Genomic DNA, 24,898 nt, shown 5'->3' on the forward strand with positions numbered 1-24,898 from the left:
GCTGACTGGCATTTTTCGCGTAAACGGTCAGTGAGTTTCGACCTCATCTCTTTTTCTAATGAAGATGTTCAGTGCAATAGCTAGAATTGCTGCAGGAATGATTCCTGATGTAAGCAATTGAGCAATCAATTCCATTATCTTTGTTGAAAACTTTACTGAGAAACTCTGGTACTGAGTTCAACCCGATAGCGAAACTTAATGACAAGGCTGCAATAGCAAGTTCTCTGGACGAAAAGCCCTCCTGCGTCATCAGTTTCAAACCTGCCGTTGCGACCATACCGAACATGAAAATAGCTGCGCCACCAAGCACGCAAGCCGGCATTGCAGCAACAATAGCGGCGAGTTTAGGAATCAAACCGCCAAGAATTAGGAATATAGAACCAACGACAACGACCCATCGGCTTATGACACCAGTCAAAGCAACAAGCCCTACATTCTGGGTGTATGACGTATTGGGTAGAGCGTTGAGACAGGAACCAATAATTGTACCCACCGCATCACCCAAGATTGACCCTTTTAGCTCTTTAGGTGTTGCATCCCTACCTACCCCGCCACTGGTGATACCATTAGTATCACCTACCGTCTCGACCGTGGTAACTAACGCCATCACGACCATACCAACAATCGCAATTGCAGGTAGCTCTAGACCGTAGAAAAAGGGCTGAGGTACTGATACCCAGTTTGCATCCATAATGATTTGGCCATTTACCATACCTATCATTGCGGCAACAAGATAACCAACAGCCATCCCTACTAAGACAGAAGCCTGCCGTAAAATACCCGATGACAGCTCTCTGACAACAAGTGTCACGACCAAGACAAGCATGGCAATAGCAACCTGATCTGGCGTAGCCCAAGCTTCTGGGTTATTAACCCTTAAACCATTACCGCCACCCGCATACCAAAAAGCGACTTTTATCTGTGTGAGTCTAATGGCGGCGACAACGATCCCTGTGACAAGAGGAGGGAGCCATTTTTTCAGATGGCCAATATAGCAACCCAAAATTATCTGCACCACGCCACCAAAAATAGACGCGCCAATGACAGCATCCATTCCGTAGTTTTTCGCTAAGGGGATCAAGTATGGGTAAAAACGCAAAACTTGTTCCTTGCACTACAGGCAGCCTTGCGCCTGAATGAGGAATGTTTTTTCTGCTGCATCAGCGCCGATGATGCCAGCAATAATTATCGGAACGGTAACATTTCCTACAAACATAGCGAGAATATGTTGCAGGCCAAGCGGAACTAACTTGCCCAAAGGCATCATTTCGTTGACGGGATCTATATGGGTACTTCCTTGAGAGTCAGACATCCATATTTCTCCTTTACGCACTCATTGTGAACAAAACGAACCAAATATAGTAAATAAAAAATATGGAACAGTATAATAAAAAAACAGAGTAACGCATAATGAAAACTAAAATAAAATATATAAATCATAATGATAAACCAAATGACTAAGTATTTTTTCTCAATTAGAGCTACATTACTCGATTGAATACAAATACATATTGCACACAATAATTAGACGTTTAAATTATGCAATAGAGTGCATATTGGTTGTGAAAAATATGGGTAATAGATTAACAATGCAGGGTGGAAATTAATGGGGCTTTGATTCATCCACACCTGCCAATTAACATTATCAACAAAAAATCTTGAGTGATGCTTTGACGAACACAGAAGTTGAAAGATTGTTGAATGCGACGAAAGGCACACGGCTCGATTATCCTTTTGGTCCCGAACCCATGGTATTTAAAGTACTTAATAAAATGTTTGCCATTCTAGGCACACGTGAAGGCGAAGACTACTTGAGTGTAAAAGGTAAACCAGAAGATTTAGAAGTGCTCACCAGCCAATTTGTGGGTATTTCGCCGGGATATCACCTCAACAAAAGACATTGGGTAACGATTAAACTCCGAAGCAACGTACAAGATGCTTTGGTAGAGGATCTGATTAATTACTCCTACGATTTAGTCGTGAAGAATATGACAAAAGCTAAACGTGGTGAACTGCAAGCCGCATCTGACAAATAAGCAGGGTAATAGTATAAATTCGAAGAAGAAAAAGAAAAGCCGGAGGAAACCTCCGGCAAACTAGAGTAGTAATATATTTTTTACTGGTAACAATCAGATGCCTGATCGTCATTTCGGCAGCAAGCGAAAGTGCCCTTCCAGCGTTTTTTCTTTGGCCATTTTTGGCTTTTACATAGGGGTATTGGATTTATGGTATTGCACCACTGACTGTGTCAGCTTTTTTGCTTTCCACTTTCTAAGTCATCAGACCAGTCAGCAAAAAGCATTGATTTCCCTACACTTATTGTCGAAGCATCCTTATTCGAATGAGTAATACTATATCCCTAAATCGTCTTTAAATTGATACTTTCTCTGCATATAGTGATACGATATCTCAAACATTGGACGGCCTATGTATATTTTACTGGCCCTCATATTGATGACGATCAAATAAATGTGAAATATGGAAAAACTAATACATAAACCTTCTCTCGAAGTGACCCCAAAACGTAGGGGGTTTTCGTGGCGTTATCGCTACATGAAAGGCCCGCAATCTTTTTGTACCTGGCACTGCCACGATGAATATGAACTGGTTCTTCACCGCGATCTTTTGGCGACGGCCAGAATAGGAAATGTCGAAGAAACGATAAGCCATAACCATATTATGCTCATCGGTCCAAACATCCCTCACTCTATTGACCCGTCACTTCAAAACGATGACAGCGAGAGGCACATGTTTTGGTTCAGCCATAAATGGATCAACGACATGATGTACAACTGTGAGGAGTTTCGACGGTTAACGTCATTACTTAAACGCGCACAGAAGTGCGTGGTATTTTCGGAAACCGTTGCCGAGAAGGTTTTCACTCTGGTCAATGATGAGCAAAACAGCACTCCCCTCGAACAATTAGCAACGCTAATACGGGTTCTTTCCCTAATCACCAATGACAATGAAAGCAGCACATTACTCACTCATATACATACCAGTGAAGGCACTGATTCAACGGGCAGGGCAAAAATAGAAAAAGTCTGTGATTATATTGCTAAACACTATCACCATCCGATCACATTGAGTGATATAGCAAAGGCGATGCACTGCAGCGAAAGCAGTATTCATCGCCTTTTTAGTACCCATTTCAGTGAGTCATTTTCCTGCTATCTGCGAAAGTTCAGATTAGGCGTAGCCTGCGATAAGCTCATATCAACACACCACTCTGTTTCCATCATTTCTGAAGCAGTTGGTTACAACAACCTTTCTAACTTCAATCGGCAGTTCAAGCAATACAAAGGGATGTCACCTCGCGAGTTTAGAAAACAATATCAACCCAAACCCGTCGTTTAAGGTCCGAACCGCCGTCATTGTTACCCTAAAGCAACTTGACTTGGCTGCTTATCATTCACAGGGATAACTTGTGCTGGCACTGACTTATAATTTGGCGTACCCGCCAGTGAATCGCGGTCTATATTGCCTGTAAGCTCATTGATAGACGGACCATAACGGTTAATCTCGCCGTTCTCGTCAAGGTAATCTAACCCACTTCCGTTCGGCAAAGAGATATTTCCCTTCGCCATCATAGGTGAAACACTGACACTGGCTTCAACCTCCCCAAAACGGGTTTTGACGACCACTCTGTCATCCGAACTAACCCCAAGCTCTTCCGCATCAGCGCGAGACATTCTCAGTACACCAATTTGACTTTTTCTGTCCCATCCTGGGTTACGAATAATCGTATTCGATGTTTCGGCACGTCTCTCTCCCGCAGCTAAGAAGAACGGGTATTTATCGTTTATCCTTGGCTCCATCTTGGCGAGAGGAGCAATTTTCTCCAACAGTTCAGGGAGGTGGAGATTGATTTTTTTGCCCTCAGTTCCCATGAGATTAAAACTCTCGGAATAACTCCCTGCATCACAAAATTCGACAGCGGTATCTTTCGTCATCAAATCAGAAAAGAGTCGCTCAGCACCTTTAAGACCTGTATACCCAGCATTTGCCGCATACTCTTTCTGATTCATCCTGTAGACATGAGAAAATGCCCAGATCACTGCCGCTGTCTCACTACCTTTAGGGAGCGTTTGCCCAAAAGTTCGGTATAACATAATGGGGAGAGAGTCCATTAAATGTTTCTCTCGGGCAATCATCGCCGCCAGTACCGCAGCAAAGACAGCTCGGTTGAGCTTTAACGCACGTCTTAACCATTTATAGTGACGATCTTCAGAAAGGCTTCCTGCTTTCTCCACCAGCCTCGCAAAGATTTCAGCCTCTGACAGTGTCCCCTCAAGCGGAGAAAAAAGTGGCTGCCGAACATGAAAGGCGTTACGCGGGTACTCTACGTTAAAGAAGGTCGATTCCGCTTTTTCGAACTGGTTACTCGCGGGCAATACATAGTCAGCCTGACGTGCTGTTTCTGTCATCGCAACATCAACAACCACCGAGAATTCAAGCGCTCTCATTGCTTGTCGCATTCTCTCACTGTTAGCCAGAGAGTGAACCGGGTTTGAACTGACGATCAACATACTGCGAAATCTATCCGGATGATCAGTCAATATTTCATCAGGGATGACAACGGCTGGAATAGAGCCCATTACGATTCTTGAGTCCGTGACAGGAGATGTCGCCTTTTTCTTTCGCTTTCCCCCACCTTTACCTGAAACACTCCCACGGCTTCCCGCAGAGAGGCTGAAGAAAGGTATCGGCGTATTCATTCCGCCTTTTTTGGCAAAGTTACCTGTCAGTACAAACAACAGATTTTTAAGATAACTGTTGAGAGTTGAATTAACATTCTGTTGCAGCCCGAGATCTTCCATAGCCGCAAAACTGTTCGCTTTCGCAATGACCGACGCGACTTCGCGCAGTACTTGAGGGTCCACACCAGAGAATGTGGCGTATTCATCGATGTTTAATGATTCAAAAAAGGGCCGAATGTCTTCAAGGCCGCGAGAATGGGATGCAAGCCAATCTTTAGCGATCAATTCTTGTTCAAAAAGTACCCCTACCAACGCGAGTAAACACCAAGCATCGCGCCCCGGCTTAACTTGAAGATGATAATCAGCCATTGCAGCAGTCTCTGACCTTCGGGGGTCGAATGACAATCAGTTTCCGGTTTGGGTCCTTTTTCATCTCGGTGAGCAGAAGTCTCGAACGTGGAATGCCATGTGATTGCCATGGGTTTTTTCCGACAAAAAGTGCAACATCACAGTGCTCAAAATCACCATGGATAAAGGTGCCAAACATTTTGCCGTTCACCCAGAACTCACCAGACTTTTCCTGTGCCAAAGCATTTGAGCGGTACTTCACGCCCAACGTCTTCAAGAAACCTTGCGCGTAAGCGCCAGCAAGGTGATTACCTTGCCACCTCCGCCGTAATAGAAAATAGATTCCCCACCGAATTTTTTCTTCACTGCAAGGAACCGTTCCGTCACTTCTCGGATTGCAGTATCCCAGTCAACAGGCTCATAGGTACCATCGGGTTTCCTTCTCATTGGCGAGGTTAATCTATCAGCCGTTGATTGATAATAACTCAGGCGTTTCGCCTTTTCACAGTAATAGCCTTGGGAAATAGGGTGCGCTTTGTCACCTCTCACACCAATGATCTCTCTGTTCTCGACAGGCCCAGTTTTTACTTCCAGACCACAATTCAAGCTACACAAAATACACGCTGTTTTTTTCCACTCATTCTGAGATTCAGTTTTGCAATCCATGAAAAGACCTCAAGAAATAATCATTACTTGCGCTTTCAAGTTTTAACAATCTCGCACAAGCCGTTAACAAGACACCTAGCCACGCTAAGGGAATTATTGGACATTATCAACTCATCCGACCAGTTTAAAATGAAAAATAAGCAGAGATTTATTGGATTGATGGTTTATTAAAAAACGCTTAACTGATTGAATTTAATCGAATATTGAAGGTCGATAAAAAACTCGTTGCTTATATAATCTCAATTTCAAGATTGACGGAATTTAAGAAAAAATATGTGTTTGAACCCGACAATTTCGGGTTCAATGGGGTAGACATTGCAATGAAAGCTTACGTGTCAGAGGAACGCGGACTCGCGTAATCTAATCGATTGGTTATCGCAATCAATTTCAGTATCGATACCAAAAGGCAACACAAGCTGTGGGTCGGTATGCCCAAAACTCAAATTTGTTACCACAGGTAACTCCGATAAACCAAATTCGTCATTAAGAACAGACAGAATCGTATCTTCCAATTGTCTTTTTTCTGTCTCCGAGTAACCTGTCGGCCTGCCCAAAAATATAGCCGACAATCGTTCGAGCGCTCCCATCACACCGAAATTCCGCAAGCTATACCGAACATAATCAATGCTAGGTTTTTCCTCTGAGGTCTCAAGGACCAAGATTTTCCCCTGCCAAAAATCGGCCTGAGGCCAAAAAGGTATCCCTTTCATCATCTCGAGTACTTCAATACACCCCCCAAATAGCTTACCGTTTACTTTTCCCGAGCCCTGAATAAAACGCGGTCTCCCTGCATCCTTCCACGTGTTGAATTTGCCAGTATAAGTTTCGTCATCCCAGTCGGGGTAACCGCCATGACCATCGGAGTAGACGGGAAACACTGGCCAGTTCTCGAGATGGTTTTCTCCTGCCAGGAAAGCAGAAAAATACGCTTGATACTCACTGGGGGCGTTGTGAAATTGGGCGAGACCCGCCATTACCGAAGGTCCTAAAAAGGTGACGACACCGAGTTGATTAAGGTAGGTAGCAATCGTTGTGAAATCTGAGTAGCCCATAATGAACTTAGGGTTCGCTGCGATTATTTCGGCATCTAAGTATTTGAGGATGCGTACTGAATCAGAGCCGCCGATAGACGAAACAATGCCTTTGATATCTGGGTCGGCAAATGCCTTATTAATGTCTTCTGCACGCGCTGCAGGATTTTTAAATACTTCTTCCGCTGTCATTTTTGTAGTTGGAAATTTAACAACCCGAAACCCCAGCTTTTCCAGATTCTGAATGCCAGACCGGAAAACATCGGGGAACGCTGTTGCCCCACCCATGACTGGGAAATTATTGCAATCGCATCGCCTTTCTTCAGCGCAGAAGGTTTTTTCATATTTCGCCTCTTTCGTCATAAAACACTGGCTAAACAGCCAAAATTCACACTAACATTGGCGTATAACGGTGAGTAGGCCTAAACAAACCCTTTGTGCGCTGAAAATATAGCTTTTTAGATCGTATTCAAATCTCTGGTTATCGTGAACAAAGAGCAGGGCTGGCTTGGCGCTACTACATCCATATGCTCCCTCTTACTTTAAAATCCCTGACTTAATTGATTTTTTTGGATCAAACGCTCATTGATAGCTCTCATAATAATTTTCTGCTTTGCTATCATCGAAATGGACTTTCACTATACATTACCCTCTTTAGTGAGAGATAGCTTCTGGCAAAGTAGTATCATTCAGGAGATTGCACCATGCCCCTGCATCAAGTCGTTAATATTCCCTCTTTACCCTATGCCCTATGTGATGCAATTACACTCGTAAATTCCAAACAGTATAAGTATTTGACGAATCGTTGAGAGGGGGATGTTCCCATCAATATAACGACCCTCTCAATCGACACCTGAAAAATATCCGAGAAGTTCAATGCCGAAGAAAACAGCTTTAAGAATACTCTTATTATTTGTATATGCGTTACCTCTGATGAGCGTAATTAATGCCGCTCAGGCAAGCACGGTTATTGATTTATCTCACTGGAAAAGCGGCGATTCGACCATTGATAAATTCCAATTTATTGAGGATCACACATATAAACTAGCGATTGATTCGATTGCAGAGTCCTCAGACTGGATATCACCCGAGTCCGGCGTGACCAATCGCGGGTTTTCAGATTATCCTTCTTGGATAACATTCGATTTGAACAATCCGACCGACACCGACAAGAAAATTGTCGTTGAGTACGTCGACGCTTCTGCAGAAACCATCGATCTTTACTACCGATTAAAAGGGAGTAGAGAAGATTTCAACCATGAGCACTTTTCATACAACGCAGCATCTGAGGGCCGGAGCGTCTCATTTTATCGACCAGCCTTCTCAATTACGGTGCCTGCTAATTCAAATATTGAAGTGTTCTACCGACTCTTTCAGGGGAATGTGTTTCCAATGCATCGTTTTGACACGATGCGAATTTGGGAAGAAAAGGCATTCTACCGCACAGGAAATATCGAACTATCGCTGTTGATGATCTTGCTGTGTACCGAGCTTTCAATGGGTTTAGCCACCTTAATCGCTTACTTCTCAACACGCGATAGATTATTTCTGTATTACACCGCCTTTGCGTTTTCAGCCGCGTCTCTCTTTGCATCCTTGAGCGGTATCTGGGGCTACTTTGTCATGACTGAGCATTACCAACTGTGCATGGTCGTTTTACAAATCAATATCTGTCAAATCACAGCGATTTTGTTTGTCAGAAAGTTCCTCAATATCGCAGAGCATTTGCCTAAGGTGAATACGTTTTTGCTGCTTGTTGTTGCGATAGACGTTATCGGTGTGCTACTAAACCTATTTGGTAAACCTTATCTGTCTCGAATCATTATCGACTACACAGCGATTGGTTATTTCATTCTTATTCCCCTTGGGCTCTATGCGCATAAAAAACGTGTTCCCCACGCGTTATTGTTTTCATGTAGTTGGCTGATATTTATTGTCGGAATGGTTTTGGCCTCTCTTCGTTACCGTGGTTACATAGCCAATACACCATTATCAGAGTGGCTGATTTACTTCGGTGGTTTTGTTGAAATCTTCCTTCTGACGACAGTGCTAGTGCTGCGCTTCCGACACATGCAACATGAGAAACTGGTGATTGAACGCGAACACCGTCAGCACCTTGTAAACGCAGCGCGTGTATTAGAAGAAAAAGTTAATGAACAAACTCAACAATTACGCATTGCCAAAACGCGTGCCGAAAGAGAAGCAAGAACCGACCCTCTCACTGGCCTGCCTAATAGGCGATCTTTCTTCGAAAACGCACAGGCATTTCTGTTGCGATCAAGGCGTAAGAATGATCCCTCGGTGTACTTACTGATGATCGATATCGACCATTTCAAAAGGATTAACGATACATACGGACACGCCGCTGGCGATGCAATATTGCATGACGTTGCGAAGATCTTAAAAGGCGTGGTGCGGTGTACCGATTTAATATCACGACTTGGCGGCGAAGAGTTCGCTATCGTCATGGAGGGGGTGACGGACTCTGAGGCACAAAAGCTCACTGAACGCTTACATTTCGCTATAGAAAACAATGAATTCACCCATAACCAGCAGGTAATGAGTGTAACCATCTCAATCGGTTCAGCGAGTTGGGATCAAAACCTGACACTCGATCAATTGATGAGGAAGGCAGATAACGCGCTTTATGACGCCAAAAGTCAGGGGCGTAATCAAATCGTTTATGCAAACCCGATTGCGCTGGCCTGATGGTAAAGATCTTACGGAACAAACCAACCCTAAAAAACACTCTATAAAGTGTGGATAGAATAATCGCTCTAAGAGAAAGCCAAGAGCGAGATTCGTTATCTATACTAAAAACATCGCTATATCAGTCATTTGGTTATTCACCTAACAACACCGTCGATGTTTAGCGGACCAAGCTTACTTATAAGGGGCAGGTTAGAGATGAAAAATGTAAAGCGATATCAGTACCTTGGTATTTTCCATGGTGCATTTACAGTTCTAATAGGGCTCATCGGCGGGATTTTTCTGACATTCTCAGTGATTGGTGAAATACAAATTTGGCCGCTCGCAACATGGCAAGTCGTCTTGCCCGGAGATACAGCCCTTTGGCGAAGCGCACACACAGGGCCAATTATTAATGGCGCATTGTGTATTGCGGTTATGCTGTGCTTGTCAATTCTCGCTCCAACAGACAGGCAGGCGCGTCATATCAGCTATGCCATGATACTCATGTGCTGGGGTAATACCTTATTTTACTTTTTCCGCATTGCCAGTGTTAACCGCGGACTAGCGTTAAACACAGAAAGATTCGGTGAAGGGACATTCATTGACTATCTGGCATTCCTGCCCCCTTACCTCATCATTCCGGTCACTGTCTACGCGGTGTTATATCTGATGTTGATTGCCTACCAAAACTACCGCCTCAGTTAATCCACGCGCACTGAAATGTTATTTTTCGTTGCCTGTTTTTGGTGGGGCGATGACGGCATGTAACCTTTCTCTCAGCGACGCATTGCTCGCTGAGACCTCTCGCCACATAGATTGCCATTCAGTAAACGTTGACGTCAGCGGGTTACCACTGTCTATCGGTGTTGTTATGCCGTAATCCACTGTCTCAACCTCAGGCTCAAAAGTTCCGAAGAGACGATCCCAGATGATCAGTACTCCGCCATAGTTCTTATCGATGTATTGCGGATTACGGCCATGATGAACACGGTGATGGCTCGGTGAATTAAATACCCAATCAAAAATGCCAAAACTTCTAATCCACTGTGTGTGGATAATAAACTGCAGTCCAAGGCTGAGAAGTACCGCAAAAATCACCCAGTTTGGTGGGAAGCCCACGATAACAAGCGGTAACCAAAACAGCCACATCCCCGCCACTGGGTACATAAGACTTTGACGGAATGCAGTGCTGAAATTCATGCTTTCAGAACTATGATGCGTTGAATGTGCTGCCCAGAACCAGCGGATACGGTGACTTGCGCGATGGAACCAGTAGTAACAAAAGTCTTGTGCGAGAAGCAGGACCAGAAACATACTTACTGACATCTTGATATCAAATAGTCGCCAGTCAAACAGCCAAATGTACACGTTGATAACCATCAAACCGAACAGGACTTCCGAGGCTTGATGCATGCCTGCAAGAATGAAGTTACACAACGTTTCTCTTGGCTGGTACGTCGCTGTCGCTGGCAGTTTTCCGGCTCTCACACCGAGTAGCCACTCAAGCACCATACAGGTGACAAACAGAGGGCCAAGTAACAGCAAAAGATAATCTGGGTGTTCAACAATAAAATCCATTTTCATTCCTCATATGCGACAACAACTTACTGTCACCAACGCGCGTAGTGATCTTCGGTCAGTCCTACCATGTCGTCCAGAACATACTTATTCCCATCACTGTCATGAATATAGCCGGAAAATACTCCAACAAACTGACGGAAATTACTGCGTAATAGCCATAAATTGAGCTTTTCTTTACGGAAGTTAGCTGGCTGAAAAGACAAGTCCAGTCGCCCATCAAAACTGTATATTCGCCAAGGTGACGATACATCTCCACGATCAAAATCGAACACGACCGGACCCAATAGGTGTCTTTCGCCATTAATCCAAAGCGCATTCTCGTTTAAGCCAGTTTCATTGACGCCGTTAGCAAGGTTAAAGCCCACTGTGCCAGTTTCCGTGCGCCCATTGAGCGACGCCCATCGCCAACTGGTATCTCGCCGCATATAGCCAGCAGAGAAGTCATAGTTTGCCAACGCGTTATCGAGACAGATGGGATTTCCATGCACAATCATTTCACCTAAGACAGTGAGCGTGTTGTGCTTTTGCGTGTAGGTCCATCCGTTATAGCCCGTTTGGTTACACAGCGCTAAAGGCTTTGAGCCTTCCGGTCTCTGTAAACAAATTGAACATTTTATAAAAGGCAGGTTGATGTTGGCTGACCATTGTCCTCGGACAATAGAGAATTCCAAATACTTGCTTGTATTACCCAAGAATGCCCGCCCTTCTGAAGGAGACGGCTCAGTAGAATATCCCACGCCTTTTGGTTTCACCCATTCATACTTTTCATAACTATCCTTCTCTCGGTCATAAACGTAAGCGAAGCCACTTGCTAGATAGCGAATATCGGCAATCGCAAACCCAATTATGTAGTCAGGCGTCACGATAGAAACAAACTGAAACTGCTTATAGTGGAAATGTTTCGCCCAACGTGATGCAGGCTTGTCCATGACATTTTGGTATTGGAAGGCATCGAGACTGAGATGGCCGACTTCAGTGTCAAAATAGCCTAACTTCGGCTTCCCATCACTATCCATAAGGCTGACTGGCGCGGGAAAAGGCACGCGAACGAATGACATATCGGCTTTCGACATTGAGAGTATCCTTACTCATCGGGCTACGTATGAAATATAGACCATATACTCTAGATGAGAAATTAAGTATGTCAAAGAACAGTGATTTAGGATTACAAATAGAAGCTGTTTGTTGGGAGCACGAAAGCAGGTTTTAGGCAGGGAGAAACAAAAACGTTGAGAAAGGCAGCGCTGTTCACTCTAACAGCGCTGCCTAGGAATTAGGTATTAATCAGCCAATCAACGCTTCAATATCAGCCGCGATTTGCTCAGGTTTGGTGGTTGGAGAGTAACGTTTAACTGATTTCGCTCCCGGCATAACCAAAAACTTCGTGAAGTTCCACTTAATACGTTTTGTTCCCAACGCACCTGGCGCAAGCGTCTTAAGTGCTTGATACACAGGGTGAGCCTCATCCCCATTTACATCTACAATCTCAGTCAAATCAAACGTCACACCAAAGTTTATCTGACATGCGCCTGCCATGCTTTCATCACTTTCTGGCTCTTGATTGGCAAATTGATTACAAGGGAAACCAATCACCTTTAGCCTTTGTCTTTATACTTCTGATGAATTTTCTCCAAGCCGTCGAATTGCGGTGCCAAACCACACTTAGTCGCAGTATTGATGATAAGGATAGGCTTATCTTGCCAATCTGACAGGCTGTGTTGTTTACCGGCAATTTTAAAGGTCGAATTCAATAATTGGTCTTTCATGGTGACTCCGATTCAATTAAGTTGCATTATTTATATCGTGCACGATTTAATATCGCAAGACTTAGTTTTCAGGTTTTAGATAAGATCACAAATTCGATACTTGCTAACAGAATTAGCAAGCATATGTGATATAATCGCGCGCGATAATCTTGGAGAAGTACATGGCAAAAATAAATTTAGAAGATCAGCTTTGCTTTCCGCTTTATGCTGCATCACGGTTGATGACAAGAAAATACCAGCCAATGCTAGAAAAGCTTGGCATAACGTATCCACAATATTTGGTGATGATGGTGCTTTGGGGAGAAAACCGCCAAACGGTCACTGCAATTGGTGAAAAGCTTTTTCTTAACAGCAATACACTGACTCCGCTGTTAAAAAGACTGCAACAACTCGACTTAGTAAGCAGAGAGCGGAACCCAGAAGATGAACGCCAAGTGCTGATATCACTGACTGACAAAGGGAACAAATTACAAGATGACGCCTTTTGCTTGCTCGAACCTTTAGCAAGTGCAGCAGACAACAAAGAAGCGGCGGAGCTTCGATTGACACTGCATAACTTGATACGTCTGCTGGAAGACACGGAATAAAACAAAGCGCCACTGATTAATATTAATTTCTCAGTGACGCAGATTAGATGTCAACGTGGCGCTATTTCTTCTGGCTTGCTAAAAATTTAGGAAGGGCTGCCATCGCTGCGGTAGCACCAGATTGGCTCCAACCACCATCCACAGGCAAGATTGCGCCAGAAATGTAAGACGCTGAGTCACAAGACAGCATGCCTGCAGCATTGGCAACATCATCTACCGAGCCAAGTCTGCCCAGCGGAACACTTTCCGTGACCAATTGCGCAACCTGTGGTGTTGGAGCCAGACGTTCCATTCCCTCTGTTTTGTCAATTGGGCCAGGGACAATAGAGTTAACTCTCACACCAGACGCTCCCCACTCAATAGCGAGGGTTCTTGTCGCCATGTCTACACCCGCTTTCGCAGAACACACATGTGCCTGGTGGCTCATTGGCAAGAAGGCTTGTGGTGCTGAAATGTTGATAACACTTGCACCCGGTTTTCTAAGATGCTCGAAAGATGCCTTCATGACGTGGTAAGTGCCCAGCAGGTCGATTTCAACAACCGAGCGAATTGCGTTGGCTGACATGTCATTCACTGTTGCAGGGAAGTTGCCTGCTGCACCCGAAATTAGCACATCAATTTGACCGCCGAAAAAATTCACTGCGGCTTCAAAGCCTTTCTCGACGTCCTCAGAATCTCTAACATCAAACGTGATCCCGAATGCCTCAGCACCCAACTCTTTGAGTGTGTGGACGGCAGTATCTACTTTCTCTTGTTTGCGTGATGCAACAGCAACCTTTGCACCCCAACGTGCAAAACCGCAGGCAATACCAAAGTTAATTCCGCTGGTACCACCGACAACAAAAACGTTTTCCCTGAAAAATCAAATGTATTACTCATAGATTTATTCCTCTATGTTCCTTGTATTGGGCTACTAAACAGTTAATTGCATTGTGTTGATGAGTGGAGGGTTCTCCGACTCAATGGTCTCGATGATTTCCTTATGGAGGCGTTTTTTATGTTCACCGAAAATTGTGCGCTTCTTATCAAATGTCTCAGCAAAAGAGATCGCACCATCTCGCAACGATGCTGCATCTTCGAACGCCCGCTCAATGACGTGATCCTTTTCCAGCTCATCGGCGGTAACACGGCGGCCAGTGAGTTTCATCTCATTGAAACGGTAGTACGGCACTGCTTTTTTAACGAAGGCAATCATGCCCGGTAAAAACGGAATGGAGAGATCAACCTCAGGGAAGCAGAAGAAGCCTCGGTCAGCGCGCATCAATCTGAAATCACAAGCGCACGCTAAAATCGCGCCATTACCGAAAGCGTGTCCATTAATCGCCGCGATTACCGGAATAGGTGCAAGCAACAATGTTTTAAAGACTCCATCCATTGCATGCATAAATGCCATGATCTCTTCGAATTTCTTTTGCTTCATTGCAGGTAACAACCACTCGATATCAATACCTTGGCTGAAACTTTTTTCATCGTCGGACGTCAAAACAATAGACTTGTGGTTTTCATCTGCAATCGCTTCATCTAATGTTGACTGCAAGCTCTTTGCAAATTCAGGATTATGCCTGTTCTCGCCATTCGTCATTGTTATTACTGCGACGTTACCGATTGTTTCTAATTTACAAATACTCATGACTAACTCTTAATTACCTGTGTGAAAAAGGGCCCACTATTCAAATTAACTCTTTGAATCACCCCGATTTATTTAGACTTATTTATGTTTTGTCTTTAAAAAGACTTCGCCTTATATTCATATTAGACACAAAAAGGCTCAGAAAGGAGGTTGGTTCTCGATGCATGTAATACAACAAGCGCTCAGCTTTCTAAAAGATCATGGCGATTGCCGCGTGTATACGAAATAAAGTCAAACACGTCGAAGACCAAAGATAGAAAAGTCACCGTAGTGCTGGCCAGCAGCCATAAATAAAGCAGACCATCAATACTCGATGAATCACTAACCAGTGTGATCATTTGGAATGCCAAGAGAGGAATCCAAGAGCCATGCATTATCGATAACAGTTTTGTAAAGCCATGGATCTCAGCGATCATAAAGCCAATATACATTCCACTAACAAACGCAACCAAAGTAACAATGGCGATTGGGTGCGGAAGGAAATACAGAGGAATGATACCGTTTACTAATACTAATACTGCCACCCACCCTTGCCAATGTAACGGCATTTTGAGCAAGCCCCTAATAAAGTTGATGCCAAAAAGTACTCTCACTTCTATCCCTTGAAATGTCATCGATTCATATCAACTCGATATGAAAAAATTGCAGACACACTATGAGTGCTCGTTTACACTCGATGTAAAGTTGCTAATATACGTTTGATATTACGAGATTAGACTGCAGAGCATTTGACTCAAAACTAAGACTGGCAATTAGAATATTTACACTAGGAACGGTTTAAAACATTAAAGGAGATAGGAGTACTAGATATTATTAACTTATATCTAAGTCATTAAACAGAAGCACCAATAAATTACACCCGCTTGTTTACGATGTTTCTTTTGGTGAAAGATACGAATAAACACTATCAGCCACTTTTTTTCCGTAATTAGCCAATATATTCTTTGCCATTTCAGCGTCACAGCATTTTCCGGCCGCAATCTTATGTGCCTGCTGTATCACATCTTTGTCTCTGTCCTCATTGAGCAGGACGCCCACGATCTCCTCGAGCTCAGTAAAATAACTGTTGTCTTCTTCCGCAACAAGACCATAGTCTGTGCGAAGAATTTTCTTGGCCAGAGATTTAAAGTCTGCATCAATGGGATTGACTTGAAACGCTTTATCTAAACGTTGTTGAATATCTTTATTCATTTCGCAGAAAACAGCGGTTTTGGGTTTACAGGGTAAGATAACTTTCGTCAGATCATCACCCCAAATACACGTGCAAAAATGTTTGAGCCAACATTGCCATTCAAAGTCATTTTTGATCATGACTTCTTCGTAATGACCGATATCGAACTCTAACTTACTAATAATGTTAAAGGTATTGTTCAACTCATAGGCTACCTCTTCAAGTTCTGAACTAAGGCTTTCTGACAATGGCTCATGAGTTACGATGCAAATATCCAAATCAGATTGATAAGGCGTCGCGTTGCCACGCCCTACACTGCCATATAAGTAGACAGAATGAATATAGCTTTGAAATTCGGATTTCAATGCATTTACAGTGGCTTCAAGCACAGGTTTAAATTCGCGCTGGACGTTATCCAATGAAACATAATTTTTTATGTAGCCGTCTTCCGTCAGTCCTCTGTCAGTCATAGCTTTTCCTCTTGGGTTACGTTCTTTCCATGTATACAAACTGTGCATCTTCGGAACAACGTGAAAAGCCAAACTTGTGATAGAGTTTGCCTACATGGTGTCCCTGAAGATAACAAAGACGAACAGGCTTCCTTTCATCATCGGCTTGCCTTAAACAATCATTAAGAACACGACTACCCAGACCTTTACCCTGCAGTTTCGGCATCAAGAAGAATCGGCAGAAGTAAAAATGGTCGCCTTTGTCGAGAAGAAGAAAACTCCCGACCCTATTACCGTCAACTTCAATAATATTTGGTCTCGCCTCTTCCCATTCATCAGCGTGTATTTCACGTTGAATATTTTCATCCCAACCAAAAACCGCTTTTACTGCATCGTATTCGGCGGCTTTTTTCAGTTCGAAAAGGAAATCATAATCGCCGTCTAGAGCTTGTCTGGTGAGGTACTCAAGCATGGTCACTTACATTCGGTTTGATTACCCAAACATACAAAAGAGGCCTTCCTAAAGGAAGGCCTCTTTTCGTGAGATCAGTCTAACTGATGGGGTATCAAGCAAAGGTATTATTTGGCTGGAAGCATTAACCACTGTTCCAAGGAAACAGCAGAGCCAAGTGACCCCCTCTTTCAATCATCAGCAAACAGCGACATTCGCAGAAACTCCCTGAAATGAACTAAGCGTCCCAACCCAATCGGCGCGTCAGTGCTTTGGGGTCGGGCTTGCGCTTGGCAAAGCGCTCGTACAAATCCATCGGTGCTTCACTGCCACCTTTACTTAAAATATGCATGCGGAACTCCGAAGCGGTTTGCTTATCAAAAATACCCGCTTGCTCAAAGCACTCAAAGGCGTCGGCATCTAGCACATTAGCCCATAGATAGCAGTAATACGACACGGCATAATCACTCCCGCCAAAACTGTGGGTAAATTGACACGACTCAGACCAATATGTGGGGACATGAGTCACTGTAAATGGTGCTAAAACCTTTTGCTCAAAGGCCGCAACATCGTCAATATTTGAAGGGTTCTGCGTATGCCAAAGGAAATCGAGTTGACAGTACATCAACTGGCCCAATATGTATGACCCTGATTGAAATTGCTCTGCCGCTTTCGCTTTGGCTATCAGCTCCTCGGGGAGGGTTTCACCGGTTTGGTAATGCTTGGCATAAAGGGCAAGTGACTCGGGTTTAAGTAACCAGTTTTCGAGAATTTGCGAGGGCAGCTCGGCAAAATCCCATTTTACATTGGCACAGCTCAACGAAGGATAGTGCACATTTGACAACAGCATATGCAATGCATGGCCAAATTCATGCAGCAACATTCTTGTGTCATGTAAGGTCAACAGTGATATCCCGTCTTCATCTGGTGGGGTGCAGTTGCACACTATCGATACATGCGGGCGCATTTGGCTGCCATCTGGACGAATGCCTTGATATTGATAACCCCTACACCAGGCGCCGGGAGCTTTACTGTCACGGGTGAAACTGTCGACGTATAACAAGCCCAAGTGACTGCCATCGGCATCAAAAACTTCAAAAACCTCAGTATCGACATGACACGTGGGCAAATCAGTGCGATTTTCAAACTGCAACCCAAATAATTGGGTCGCATGAGCAAACACCCCTTTTAGAGTTTGCCGATATTCGAAATACGGCTGGAGCGCTTGCTCATCAAAATCAAACATCGCCTGACGCTGCTTTTCACTGAAATAGAAAATATCCCATATCGCGATATCGCCGTTTTCCAATTCATAAGGGATCTGTTCACGATCTAAAAAATCTTGAAGCTCAATGATCTCCTCTTTGGCTTTGGGGAAGGCTATTTCTTGCAAGGCTTCAATGAAACTGCCCACTTGCTCAGGCGTCTGCGCCATGCGATCGGCCAGTTGGTAGTGGGCAAAACTGTCATAACCCAAAAGCTGCGCACGTTGATGGCGCAACACGGCGGTACGCTTGACCACCTCTTGGTTACAATACTCATCACCATTGGCAACTTTACCGAAAGCTTGGATTATCGCTTTACGAAGTGGACGGTAATCGGCGTAATTCAGCACAGGTCCCATCGAGTGACCCCTTAAGGTAAACAGCCATTTATCGTCTTCGCCTGCTTGCTCGGCGTCGCGTTTGGCTGCTTTTATGACCGCTTCAGGCAACCCAGAAAGATGCTCTTCATCTGTGACCCACTCCTGATGGGCATTGGTTGCGGCTAGGATGTTTTTAGAAAAGGTGGTGCAAAGTGTTGATAATTTTTGGTCAATTTCGCGCAGCTGTGCTTGAGCTGACTCATCCAACTGGGCCCCTTGGCGGACAAAACTATCATAGGCATTTAGTAGCAAAGTTTTCTGCTCAGGGGATAAATCTAATTCTTCGGCCTGCTGGTATACCGCTTCGATGCGCTTAAACAGACCGGTATTTAAATACAGATCGCTTTTAAAATTGCTCATCAGCGAACTGATTTGCGGAGCCAAAGCTTGCATGTCATCGCTGGAATTTGAGTCAGTTAGCTTTCTGAAGGTTTGCTCAGAGCGACCCAAGGCGTTTTGTGACCACTCCAGCGCTTCGATGGTGTTCTCAAAAGTTGGCGCTTGCGTATTTTGCACAATTGCGCTGATGGCGGATTGCGCTTGTTCAATGCCTTTTTCAATAGCAGGTAAAAAGTGCTCGCAAGACAGCGCGGCAAAATCAATCGCGCCATGGGGCAAATTAGATTGGGATACTAGGGGGTTGCTCATTCAAGCTCCTGTAGGTTCGGTAGGGGCATAACATCGACCTTAAATGACACTAACAGGTGCCGCTGAAACCAGCCGATTATACATGGTGTTCACATCAGTGGTGGCTATGCCAGTACATCATAAAACAGCTGTTAGTTTTTTGTATTACTTACAAATTTTTAACTAATAAATTTGAGAGGCACTCAACGCATCAGCAACTTCTGCTCTGGCTGACGCGTGACAAGGCTCGGATATAAGCCAAACGTCACTTCGCCGCCGGAAGTAATTTAAACAGTATGTAAAGGCACGACTTGAACCTTTCCCTTCGGTTTCAAGCATCAAAGAATATTCGGCAGCTTATGGGTAAGAGACTGAAGCTGAATAATTTGCTTTCGGTTTGTTTAATTGCACTTACAAAAGAGGCCTTCCCAAAGGAAGGCCTCTTTTCGTCAGATCAGTCTCACTGATCAGGCATTAAGCGACGATATTATTTTGCTGGAAGAACAGTGCCTTCAACAGAACCAAAACCAATACGGTTATAGCCTTCAGCCTCACACCATCCGTTCATGATGACTTTATCGCCATCTTCAAGGAACTTACGCTCTTCGCCATTAGCGAGAGTAATTGTTTCTTTTCCGCCACGAGACAGTTCTAGCAACGAACCTGCCTCTTCGTGCTCAGGACCAGACTGTGTGCCTGAACCCAACATATCACCCGGCTGGAAGTTACAACCATTAACAGTGTGGTGAGTAACCATCTGAGCCACTGTCCAGTAGCTATGTCTGAAACTAGACTCAGACAGTTTGGCCGCTGGTTGATTATCAGCACGCATTTTTTCCGACTCCAGAAGTACTGACATCTGGATATCGAATGCACCTGCTTCACGGTTGTGAGCAGACTCTAGATATTCAAGTGGTTGCGGCTCTTCAGCATCACGATGCCACTGAGCACGGTACGGTGCCAGTGCTTCAGTAGTCACAATCCAAGGTGATACGGTCGATGCAAAATTCTTGGCAAGGAATGGGCCCAGTGGCTGATATTCCCACGCTTGCAGATCACGTGCTGACCAGTCATTGAACAAACAGAAACCGAATACATGGCCTTCTGCATCTTCGATAGAAATCGTGTCGCCCAGTGCATTACCATTCCCTAGGTAAATACCTAGCTCAAGTTCATAATCAAGACGTTTACACGGACCAAAAGACGGCGCAGTCGCGTCAGGTGCTTTTGTCTGACCTTTTGGACGCGGGAATGATTGGCCTGAAACACCAATTGACGATGAACGGCCATGGTAACCAATCGGAACCCACTTGTAGTTAGGCAACAACGGGTTATCAGGACGGAACAAACGACCTACAGCTGTCGCATGGTAGATAGAGGTGTAAAAGTCTGTGTAGTCACCAATGTGACACGGCACAGAGTACTCAACGTCATCTTGAGCCACTAATGCTGATTCAAGCACTGACTGATGCTCAGAACCTTCACGTAGTGCCTTGGACACAGCCAGACGCAGTGCTGACCAGTAAGCATTACCAAGACCCATCAGAGTATTGAGTTTTTCTTCTGCACCCGCTTCAGCAGCATGCTGAGCGTCGCCAGAGAAAATGTTTGCTTCAGCAACAACTTTCAGGTCAACAACCTGATCACCAATGGCCACACCACCTCGGAAAGCATCTGCACTGTTTTTGCGGCGGAAGGCAGCAAATGGCAGATTTTGAATAGGGAAATCGGTGCCTGCAACGTTGGCGCTCGCGACCCAACTTTTCAGGTTTACATCATGGGTTTCGTTAATCAGAGACATGGTCCTTCCTTCTTGACCTAAATGAACGCTACATTGTTCTTACTAGAAGTGAAAAAGCAGCTCAAAAATAAGCTGCTTTTTAATTTTTTTGGCTTAATCGATGTTAAATCACACCGCGACGTTCTTGGTCGCGCTCAATTGATTCGAACAGTGCTTGGAAGTTACCCTCACCGAAGCCACCATCATCAACACGTTGGATCATTTCGATGAAGATTGGGCCAAACAGGTTTTTCGAGAAAATCTGTAGCAAGTAACAATCTTCAGATTGGCTATCCACTAAGATTTGGTGCTCACGGATCTTCTCACGGTCTTCTTTAACCCAAGGAACGCGGTCGAAAATCGTTTCGTAGTACTCAGGAATAATATCCAGCGTCGCGATAGTAGACTTGTCCAGCTTGTCCAAAGAACCGACAAGGTCGTCTGTAAGGAAAGCAAGGTGCTGAACGCCCGGGCCATTGTACTCGTTCAGATACTCATCGATTTGGTTATTGTTGTCGTCTTTACCTTCGTTGATTGGAATCGAGAAGGTACCGCAAGGAGATTTCAGTGCATAAGACAGCAGTGCAGTTTTCTGACCTTTGATGTCGAAGTAGCGAACTTCAGTGAAACCGAAGACATCTTTGTAGAAGTTAGCCCAAGTGTCCATCGTACCTTTGTAGACGTTGTTCGTCAGGTGGTCGATACGGATAAAGCCTTTATTCTCGACAACATTTTGGTCGTCTGCAGCCAAATCTTCAAAGTCAGATTTGTAGATATTGTTTTCTTCACCAAAGTTTTCGATGAAATAAATCAGGCTGTCGCCAATACCGTAAATGGCTGGGTAAGGTAAATCTTTGTGCGTTGAATCGGTTGCAGGTTTAGCACCGCGGTCTACAGCAACTTCGAATGCTTTCTGTGCATTCTCAACACGCCAGCCCATTGAACAAATAGCTGGACCATGGCTACGTGCAAACTCAGCAGAAAAACCATCGCGCTCATTGTTTAGTAGGAAATGGATGTCATTCTGGTTGTAGTAAACAATGTCTTTGCCTTTGAATTTCTTGAGCTTCGAGAAACCGAAATCAGAAAATACTTTATGCATGTAGTCAGCATCTGGTGAAGCATACTCTGTAAATTCAATACCAACCAGACCAAGTGGGTTATTTACTTCGCTCATTGTCTTTATTCCTTCAGTAACAAGTGCGGCTTACTTTGCCTTTGTGTTGCGAAGATAATTAATCAAAAAACCTATGAGGGGAAGGTATCGGAAGTAATTGGAAATACCCAGTAATGTAAAGGTGCTTGGACAAAAACAGTGGTATATGAGTAGGTATTTACAATTTCACAACATGGCTGCATTAAACATTTAGTGACAAAGAGCACAAGAATAAACAAGATGTCACCTAACAGAATCCAATCAATATAATCTTTTGTTTTTTATGAAATAATTTGCGAAATCAGGACCTTTAATATCGTTTTATCCGCTGTAGAAAACAGTACTACATGCAGCCAAATTAAATTTCTGTAACGATATATTTACAACCCTCCAGAAAGCCTCTAACAATAGGATAAGCTCCGCAAAATTCGCCCCGCTCTCTGTCTGATAGTGAAACTGACAAAAGCCATAATGGCGCAGAAGATCACATTGGCGATTCTGTTTTGATAACTAGTACATACCACTTGGCTTGATTAAGCAGAAAAGTTCTTGTGGTATCGATATGACAACACTCTTTTGGTCTTGTGTATTCAATGCTTCATTATGAAGTTAATCGCAGGATGGTCAGGTTATTTCCTAGTCTACGCTGTCCTGAATAGTAATCGTTAACGACTACATCAGACGTTATCTGATAAAACAAACATGGTTTAACATAACCGTCCGTTAAGAGATTTATTTAGGGGAAGCGTAATATAATCACTTGACAATAAAAGATTGGAAATTATATCCAAGATAGGCAGGGTAACCAACATAGGCCTGGTGTTTAATATAAAGACGAAAATAGGGTTATTAGAAGGTTAAAGAATGTTTGCGACTATATTACCAGCATTGATAACTAGCCATCAAAAGCAATTATCTATCTTTACGTTTTATACATAAAGCCACCAAATGCCTTATGAAATTCAACTCAAAAGTATCATTTTTAAGGCGGCAGTTATTTATGTTTAAAAGAAGACTATTTTCTTTGATATATCAAGTAACACTCAATAGTGTTTAAGCGTAAATTTTTAGATGGAATGTATTATTTTCTAGCTAACCGTTAGCTGCCAGCATGCTCCGTATTTGATTTCGTCGCCTGATGATGATAAGACCGAGGAACAAGCCTTGCATTCACAATAAATTATTGATATTAAAGGCTTAAATTGAAAAAGCTTTAAGTGTACTCATCGCTATCAATCTTGTGGAATGTCTTCAAATAGTACTGCCACCATAGTAATGAACCTTCTTGAAACGCGTAGCCTTTGAAAATGTAACTTCGGTTCATTTTTTATGAAACTCTTCAAACTTTAGGCATACTGATATTAAAGCACGCTTTAAAGACATACAGAAAAGATCAATAATGGGAAGTGCTACGTAGTAGCTACTGAGAAATCGACCTACCAATCATTATTTGGTAACAAAAGGTAATCGCAAGATTTACACAACTTTTTGTGTGCGTCTAAAATGTGTGCAATTTCCATCCACTTATTCGTAGAAGGAACGTCGTCACTTTTGAATTTCTAACAATATAACTTAAATTAACAAAAATAGAGTTAAATGATAATTTATTTAACATTCGTTTAACAAATATTTTTCTTTTTGGAAAAGTCTTCTGATTTTTATTACTGGAATCAATGAAAGTAATTCGGAATCAGGGAGGAAAAATGAAAATAAAACGTAGCAAGAAAGTTGCATTTACTCTTCTTGCAGTGCTTCCCATAGCACTTTTAGTGATTCTGTTTACCAGTAGCAATATGGTTCTGTTCGACTCAAAAGGACCGATCGGTGAGGCTCAATCTTCACTGATCATTACGTCTGTTCTTTTGATGGCCATTATCATCGTCCCTGTTTTGCTGATGTCCGTGTACTTTCCTTATAAGTATCGCCATAGCAACAAAGATGCCGAGTATAAGCCAAATTGGGAACACTCCACCAAAATCGAAGTGATCGTGTGGACAGTTCCGTGCTTGATTATTCTTGCATTGGGTTGGATAACTTATGAAACCTCATACTCTCTAGACCCGCGCAAAGAAATCGCATCTGAGCAAAAGCCGTTGACTATTCAGGTTGTTGCAATGAACTGGAAGTGGCTTTTCATTTATCCAGAACAACAAATAGCGACAGTTAATGAGGTGACTCTCCCAGTAAACCGTCCGGTTGAATTCCTCGTCACTTCAGACACCACCATGAACTCTTTCTTCATTCCGCAGCTTGGTAGCCAGGTCTATGCAATGGCTGGAATGGAAAACAGACTTTATCTAATGGCTGAAGAGCAAGGCGAATACCGTGGCATCTCTGCCAACTACAGCGGTTTCGGCTTCACTAACATGAAGTTTAAAGCTCACGCAGTTGATGACGCTGGATTCGACCAGTGGGTTCAGAAAGTGAAGGCATCAGATAAGGTGTTGAACGACGGCAGTTATGACGTTCTAGAGGCAAATGCCAAAGAACAGATCAAAACACCTCACCCTGTGACTTACTTTGCTTCCGTCGATCCACTCCGATTCAAAGATATTATTGAGAAACACGCGGGAGTCCAAAATGGCCTATAAAGGTGACGTGTACGCCGATCCTGATCCG

21 protein-coding genes and 2 pseudogenes are annotated in these 24,898 nt (G+C 43.6%); 6 read left to right on the top strand and 17 right to left on the bottom strand.

From position 1 onward, the window contains the following. Positions 1–55: 55 nt before the first annotated feature. Together CS022_RS10530 and CS022_RS10535 are read right to left on the bottom strand one after the other, a co-directional pair. On the bottom strand, positions 56–1,099 hold the full coding sequence (locus CS022_RS10530) for a uracil-xanthine permease family protein (RefSeq protein WP_129122244.1): 1,044 nt from the start codon (positions 1,097–1,099) through the stop codon (positions 56–58). A 15-nt stretch (positions 1,100–1,114) separates the two neighbouring features. Continuing rightward, positions 1,115–1,312 (bottom strand): solute carrier family 23 protein, encoded by a 198-nt coding sequence (locus CS022_RS10535; protein WP_129122245.1) that lies wholly within the window; start codon positions 1,310–1,312, stop codon positions 1,115–1,117. A 358-nt stretch (positions 1,313–1,670) separates the two neighbouring features. Here CS022_RS10535 and CS022_RS10540 point away from each other — a divergent pair, with 358 nt between their 5' ends. Next, positions 1,671–2,036 (top strand): MmcQ/YjbR family DNA-binding protein, encoded by a 366-nt coding sequence (locus CS022_RS10540; protein ID WP_129122246.1) that lies wholly within the window; start codon positions 1,671–1,673, stop codon positions 2,034–2,036. Positions 2,037–2,478: 442 nt separating this feature from the next. Beyond that, positions 2,479–3,357 carry an AraC family transcriptional regulator gene (locus CS022_RS10545; RefSeq protein ID WP_129122247.1) on the top strand — a complete coding sequence of 293 codons (879 nt, stop codon included), beginning with the start codon at positions 2,479–2,481 and terminating at the stop codon, positions 3,355–3,357. A gap of 20 nt (positions 3,358–3,377) precedes the next feature. Here the strand turns inward: CS022_RS10545 and CS022_RS10550 are convergent, their stop codons facing one another. The 4 genes from CS022_RS10550 to CS022_RS10555 all read right to left on the bottom strand — a co-directional run bounded on the left by CS022_RS10550 (position 3,378) and on the right by CS022_RS10555 (position 7,108). Further along, a complete protein-coding gene (locus CS022_RS10550) occupies positions 3,378–5,069 on the bottom strand; it encodes a molybdopterin dinucleotide binding domain-containing protein (RefSeq protein WP_201746252.1) in 1,692 nt (563 codons plus the stop codon). Continuing rightward, positions 5,062–5,325, bottom strand: coding sequence for a hypothetical protein (locus tag CS022_RS25305; protein ID WP_201746253.1), 264 nt, complete (start codon positions 5,323–5,325; stop codon positions 5,062–5,064). Before CS022_RS25305 ends, CS022_RS10550 begins: the two co-directional genes overlap by 8 nt. After that, positions 5,322–5,714, bottom strand: coding sequence for a molybdopterin-dependent oxidoreductase (locus tag CS022_RS25310; protein ID WP_201746254.1), 393 nt, complete (start codon positions 5,712–5,714; stop codon positions 5,322–5,324). The genes CS022_RS25305 and CS022_RS25310 overlap by 4 nt, the downstream gene beginning before the upstream one ends. A 335-nt stretch (positions 5,715–6,049) precedes the next feature. Next, positions 6,050–7,108, bottom strand: a complete 1,059-nt coding sequence (locus tag CS022_RS10555) for a S66 family peptidase (RefSeq protein WP_201746255.1) — start codon at positions 7,106–7,108, stop codon at positions 6,050–6,052. A gap of 570 nt (positions 7,109–7,678) precedes the next feature. On the opposite strand from CS022_RS10555, the gene CS022_RS10560 reads away from it, so the two are divergent. After that, a complete protein-coding gene (locus CS022_RS10560; protein ID WP_235869408.1) occupies positions 7,679–9,454 on the top strand; it encodes a sensor domain-containing diguanylate cyclase in 1,776 nt (591 codons plus the stop codon). A gap of 198 nt (positions 9,455–9,652) precedes the next feature. Next, positions 9,653–10,141 (top strand): hypothetical protein, encoded by a 489-nt coding sequence (locus CS022_RS10565; RefSeq protein ID WP_129122249.1) that lies wholly within the window; start codon positions 9,653–9,655, stop codon positions 10,139–10,141. 18 nt (positions 10,142–10,159) lie between these two features. Here CS022_RS10565 and CS022_RS10570 read toward each other — a convergent pair whose 3' ends face one another. From CS022_RS10570 to CS022_RS28070, 3 genes and pseudogenes are all read right to left on the bottom strand, one after another. Continuing rightward, positions 10,160–11,020 carry a sterol desaturase family protein gene (locus CS022_RS10570; RefSeq protein ID WP_129122250.1) on the bottom strand — a complete coding sequence of 287 codons (861 nt, stop codon included), beginning with the start codon at positions 11,018–11,020 and terminating at the stop codon, positions 10,160–10,162. A gap of 26 nt (positions 11,021–11,046) precedes the next feature. Then, entirely contained in the window at positions 11,047–12,090 is a 1,044-nt protein-coding gene (locus CS022_RS10575) for a DUF2804 domain-containing protein (protein WP_235869411.1), read from the bottom strand. Positions 12,091–12,301: 211 nt separating this feature from the next. After that, positions 12,302–12,783 (bottom strand): annotated as a pseudogene (locus CS022_RS28070) (glutathione peroxidase). Between the two features lie 161 nt (positions 12,784–12,944). Between CS022_RS28070 and CS022_RS10585 the strand changes: the two are divergent. After that, entirely contained in the window at positions 12,945–13,370 is a 426-nt protein-coding gene (locus tag CS022_RS10585; RefSeq protein ID WP_129122251.1) for a MarR family winged helix-turn-helix transcriptional regulator, read from the top strand. A 61-nt stretch (positions 13,371–13,431) separates the two neighbouring features. On the opposite strand, the pseudogene CS022_RS10590 reads toward CS022_RS10585, so the two are convergent. From CS022_RS10590 to hppD, 8 genes and pseudogenes are all read right to left on the bottom strand, one after another. After that, positions 13,432–14,211 (bottom strand): annotated as a pseudogene (locus CS022_RS10590) (SDR family oxidoreductase); the annotation flags it as partial. 72 nt (positions 14,212–14,283) lie between these two features. Further along, entirely contained in the window at positions 14,284–15,000 is a 717-nt protein-coding gene (locus tag CS022_RS10595; protein WP_129122253.1) for an enoyl-CoA hydratase/isomerase family protein, read from the bottom strand. A 182-nt stretch (positions 15,001–15,182) separates the two neighbouring features. Next, positions 15,183–15,593, bottom strand: a complete 411-nt coding sequence (locus CS022_RS10600) for a hypothetical protein (RefSeq protein ID WP_129122254.1) — start codon at positions 15,591–15,593, stop codon at positions 15,183–15,185. Positions 15,594–15,867: 274 nt separating this feature from the next. Next, positions 15,868–16,641, bottom strand: coding sequence for a nucleotidyltransferase domain-containing protein (locus CS022_RS10605; RefSeq protein WP_161569606.1), 774 nt, complete (start codon positions 16,639–16,641; stop codon positions 15,868–15,870). A gap of 16 nt (positions 16,642–16,657) precedes the next feature. After that, a complete protein-coding gene (locus tag CS022_RS10610; protein WP_129122256.1) occupies positions 16,658–17,092 on the bottom strand; it encodes a GNAT family N-acetyltransferase in 435 nt (144 codons plus the stop codon). Between the two features lie 217 nt (positions 17,093–17,309). Further along, a complete protein-coding gene (locus tag CS022_RS10615) occupies positions 17,310–19,364 on the bottom strand; it encodes a M3 family metallopeptidase (protein ID WP_129122257.1) in 2,055 nt (684 codons plus the stop codon). Positions 19,365–19,830: 466 nt separating this feature from the next. Further along, complete coding sequence (gene fahA / locus CS022_RS10620; RefSeq protein ID WP_129122258.1) at positions 19,831–21,144, bottom strand: fumarylacetoacetase; 1,314 nt, start codon at positions 21,142–21,144, stop codon at positions 19,831–19,833. 103 nt (positions 21,145–21,247) lie between these two features. After that, entirely contained in the window at positions 21,248–22,300 is a 1,053-nt protein-coding gene (gene hppD, locus CS022_RS10625; protein WP_129122259.1) for a 4-hydroxyphenylpyruvate dioxygenase, read from the bottom strand. Positions 22,301–23,982: 1,682 nt separating this feature from the next. On the opposite strand from hppD, the gene cyoA reads away from it, so the two are divergent. Then, positions 23,983–24,870: a ubiquinol oxidase subunit II gene (cyoA, locus tag CS022_RS10630; RefSeq protein ID WP_129122260.1), complete on the top strand. Its 888-nt coding sequence runs from the start codon at positions 23,983–23,985 to the stop codon at positions 24,868–24,870. Positions 24,871–24,898 lie beyond the last annotated feature (28 nt).

Origin of the sequence: Veronia nyctiphanis (genome assembly GCF_004116385.1) — a bacterium.
GTDB classification, from domain to species: domain Bacteria; phylum Pseudomonadota; class Gammaproteobacteria; order Enterobacterales; family Vibrionaceae; genus Veronia; species Veronia nyctiphanis.

What these genes read in the sequence shown, in the direction of transcription:
- CS022_RS10535 (WP_129122245.1), bottom strand. Translation starts at nt 1,312, where the DNA reads ATGTCTGACTCTCAAGGAAGTACCCATATAGATCCCGTCAACGAAATG.
- CS022_RS10545 (WP_129122247.1), top strand. Translation starts at nt 2,479, where the DNA reads ATGGAAAAACTAATACATAAACCTTCTCTCGAAGTGACCCCAAAACGT.
- CS022_RS10550 (WP_201746252.1), bottom strand. Translation starts at nt 5,069, where the DNA reads ATGGCTGATTATCATCTTCAAGTTAAGCCGGGGCGCGATGCTTGGTGT.
- CS022_RS25310 (WP_201746254.1), bottom strand. Translation starts at nt 5,714, where the DNA reads ATGGATTGCAAAACTGAATCTCAGAATGAGTGGAAAAAAACAGCGTGT.
- CS022_RS10555 (WP_201746255.1), bottom strand. Translation starts at nt 7,108, where the DNA reads ATGACGAAAGAGGCGAAATATGAAAAAACCTTCTGCGCTGAAGAAAGG.
- CS022_RS10560 (WP_235869408.1), top strand. Translation starts at nt 7,679, where the DNA reads ATGAGCGTAATTAATGCCGCTCAGGCAAGCACGGTTATTGATTTATCT.
- CS022_RS10565 (WP_129122249.1), top strand. Translation starts at nt 9,653, where the DNA reads ATGAAAAATGTAAAGCGATATCAGTACCTTGGTATTTTCCATGGTGCA.
- CS022_RS10570 (WP_129122250.1), bottom strand. Translation starts at nt 11,020, where the DNA reads ATGAAAATGGATTTTATTGTTGAACACCCAGATTATCTTTTGCTGTTA.
- CS022_RS10575 (WP_235869411.1), bottom strand. Translation starts at nt 12,090, where the DNA reads ATGTCGAAAGCCGATATGTCATTCGTTCGCGTGCCTTTTCCCGCGCCA.
- CS022_RS10585 (WP_129122251.1), top strand. Translation starts at nt 12,945, where the DNA reads ATGGCAAAAATAAATTTAGAAGATCAGCTTTGCTTTCCGCTTTATGCT.
- CS022_RS10595 (WP_129122253.1), bottom strand. Translation starts at nt 15,000, where the DNA reads ATGAGTATTTGTAAATTAGAAACAATCGGTAACGTCGCAGTAATAACA.
- CS022_RS10605 (WP_161569606.1), bottom strand. Translation starts at nt 16,641, where the DNA reads ATGACTGACAGAGGACTGACGGAAGACGGCTACATAAAAAATTATGTT.
- CS022_RS10610 (WP_129122256.1), bottom strand. Translation starts at nt 17,092, where the DNA reads ATGCTTGAGTACCTCACCAGACAAGCTCTAGACGGCGATTATGATTTC.
- CS022_RS10615 (WP_129122257.1), bottom strand. Translation starts at nt 19,364, where the DNA reads ATGAGCAACCCCCTAGTATCCCAATCTAATTTGCCCCATGGCGCGATT.
- fahA (WP_129122258.1), bottom strand. Translation starts at nt 21,144, where the DNA reads ATGTCTCTGATTAACGAAACCCATGATGTAAACCTGAAAAGTTGGGTC.
- hppD (WP_129122259.1), bottom strand. Translation starts at nt 22,300, where the DNA reads ATGAGCGAAGTAAATAACCCACTTGGTCTGGTTGGTATTGAATTTACA.
- cyoA (WP_129122260.1), top strand. Translation starts at nt 23,983, where the DNA reads ATGAAAATAAAACGTAGCAAGAAAGTTGCATTTACTCTTCTTGCAGTG.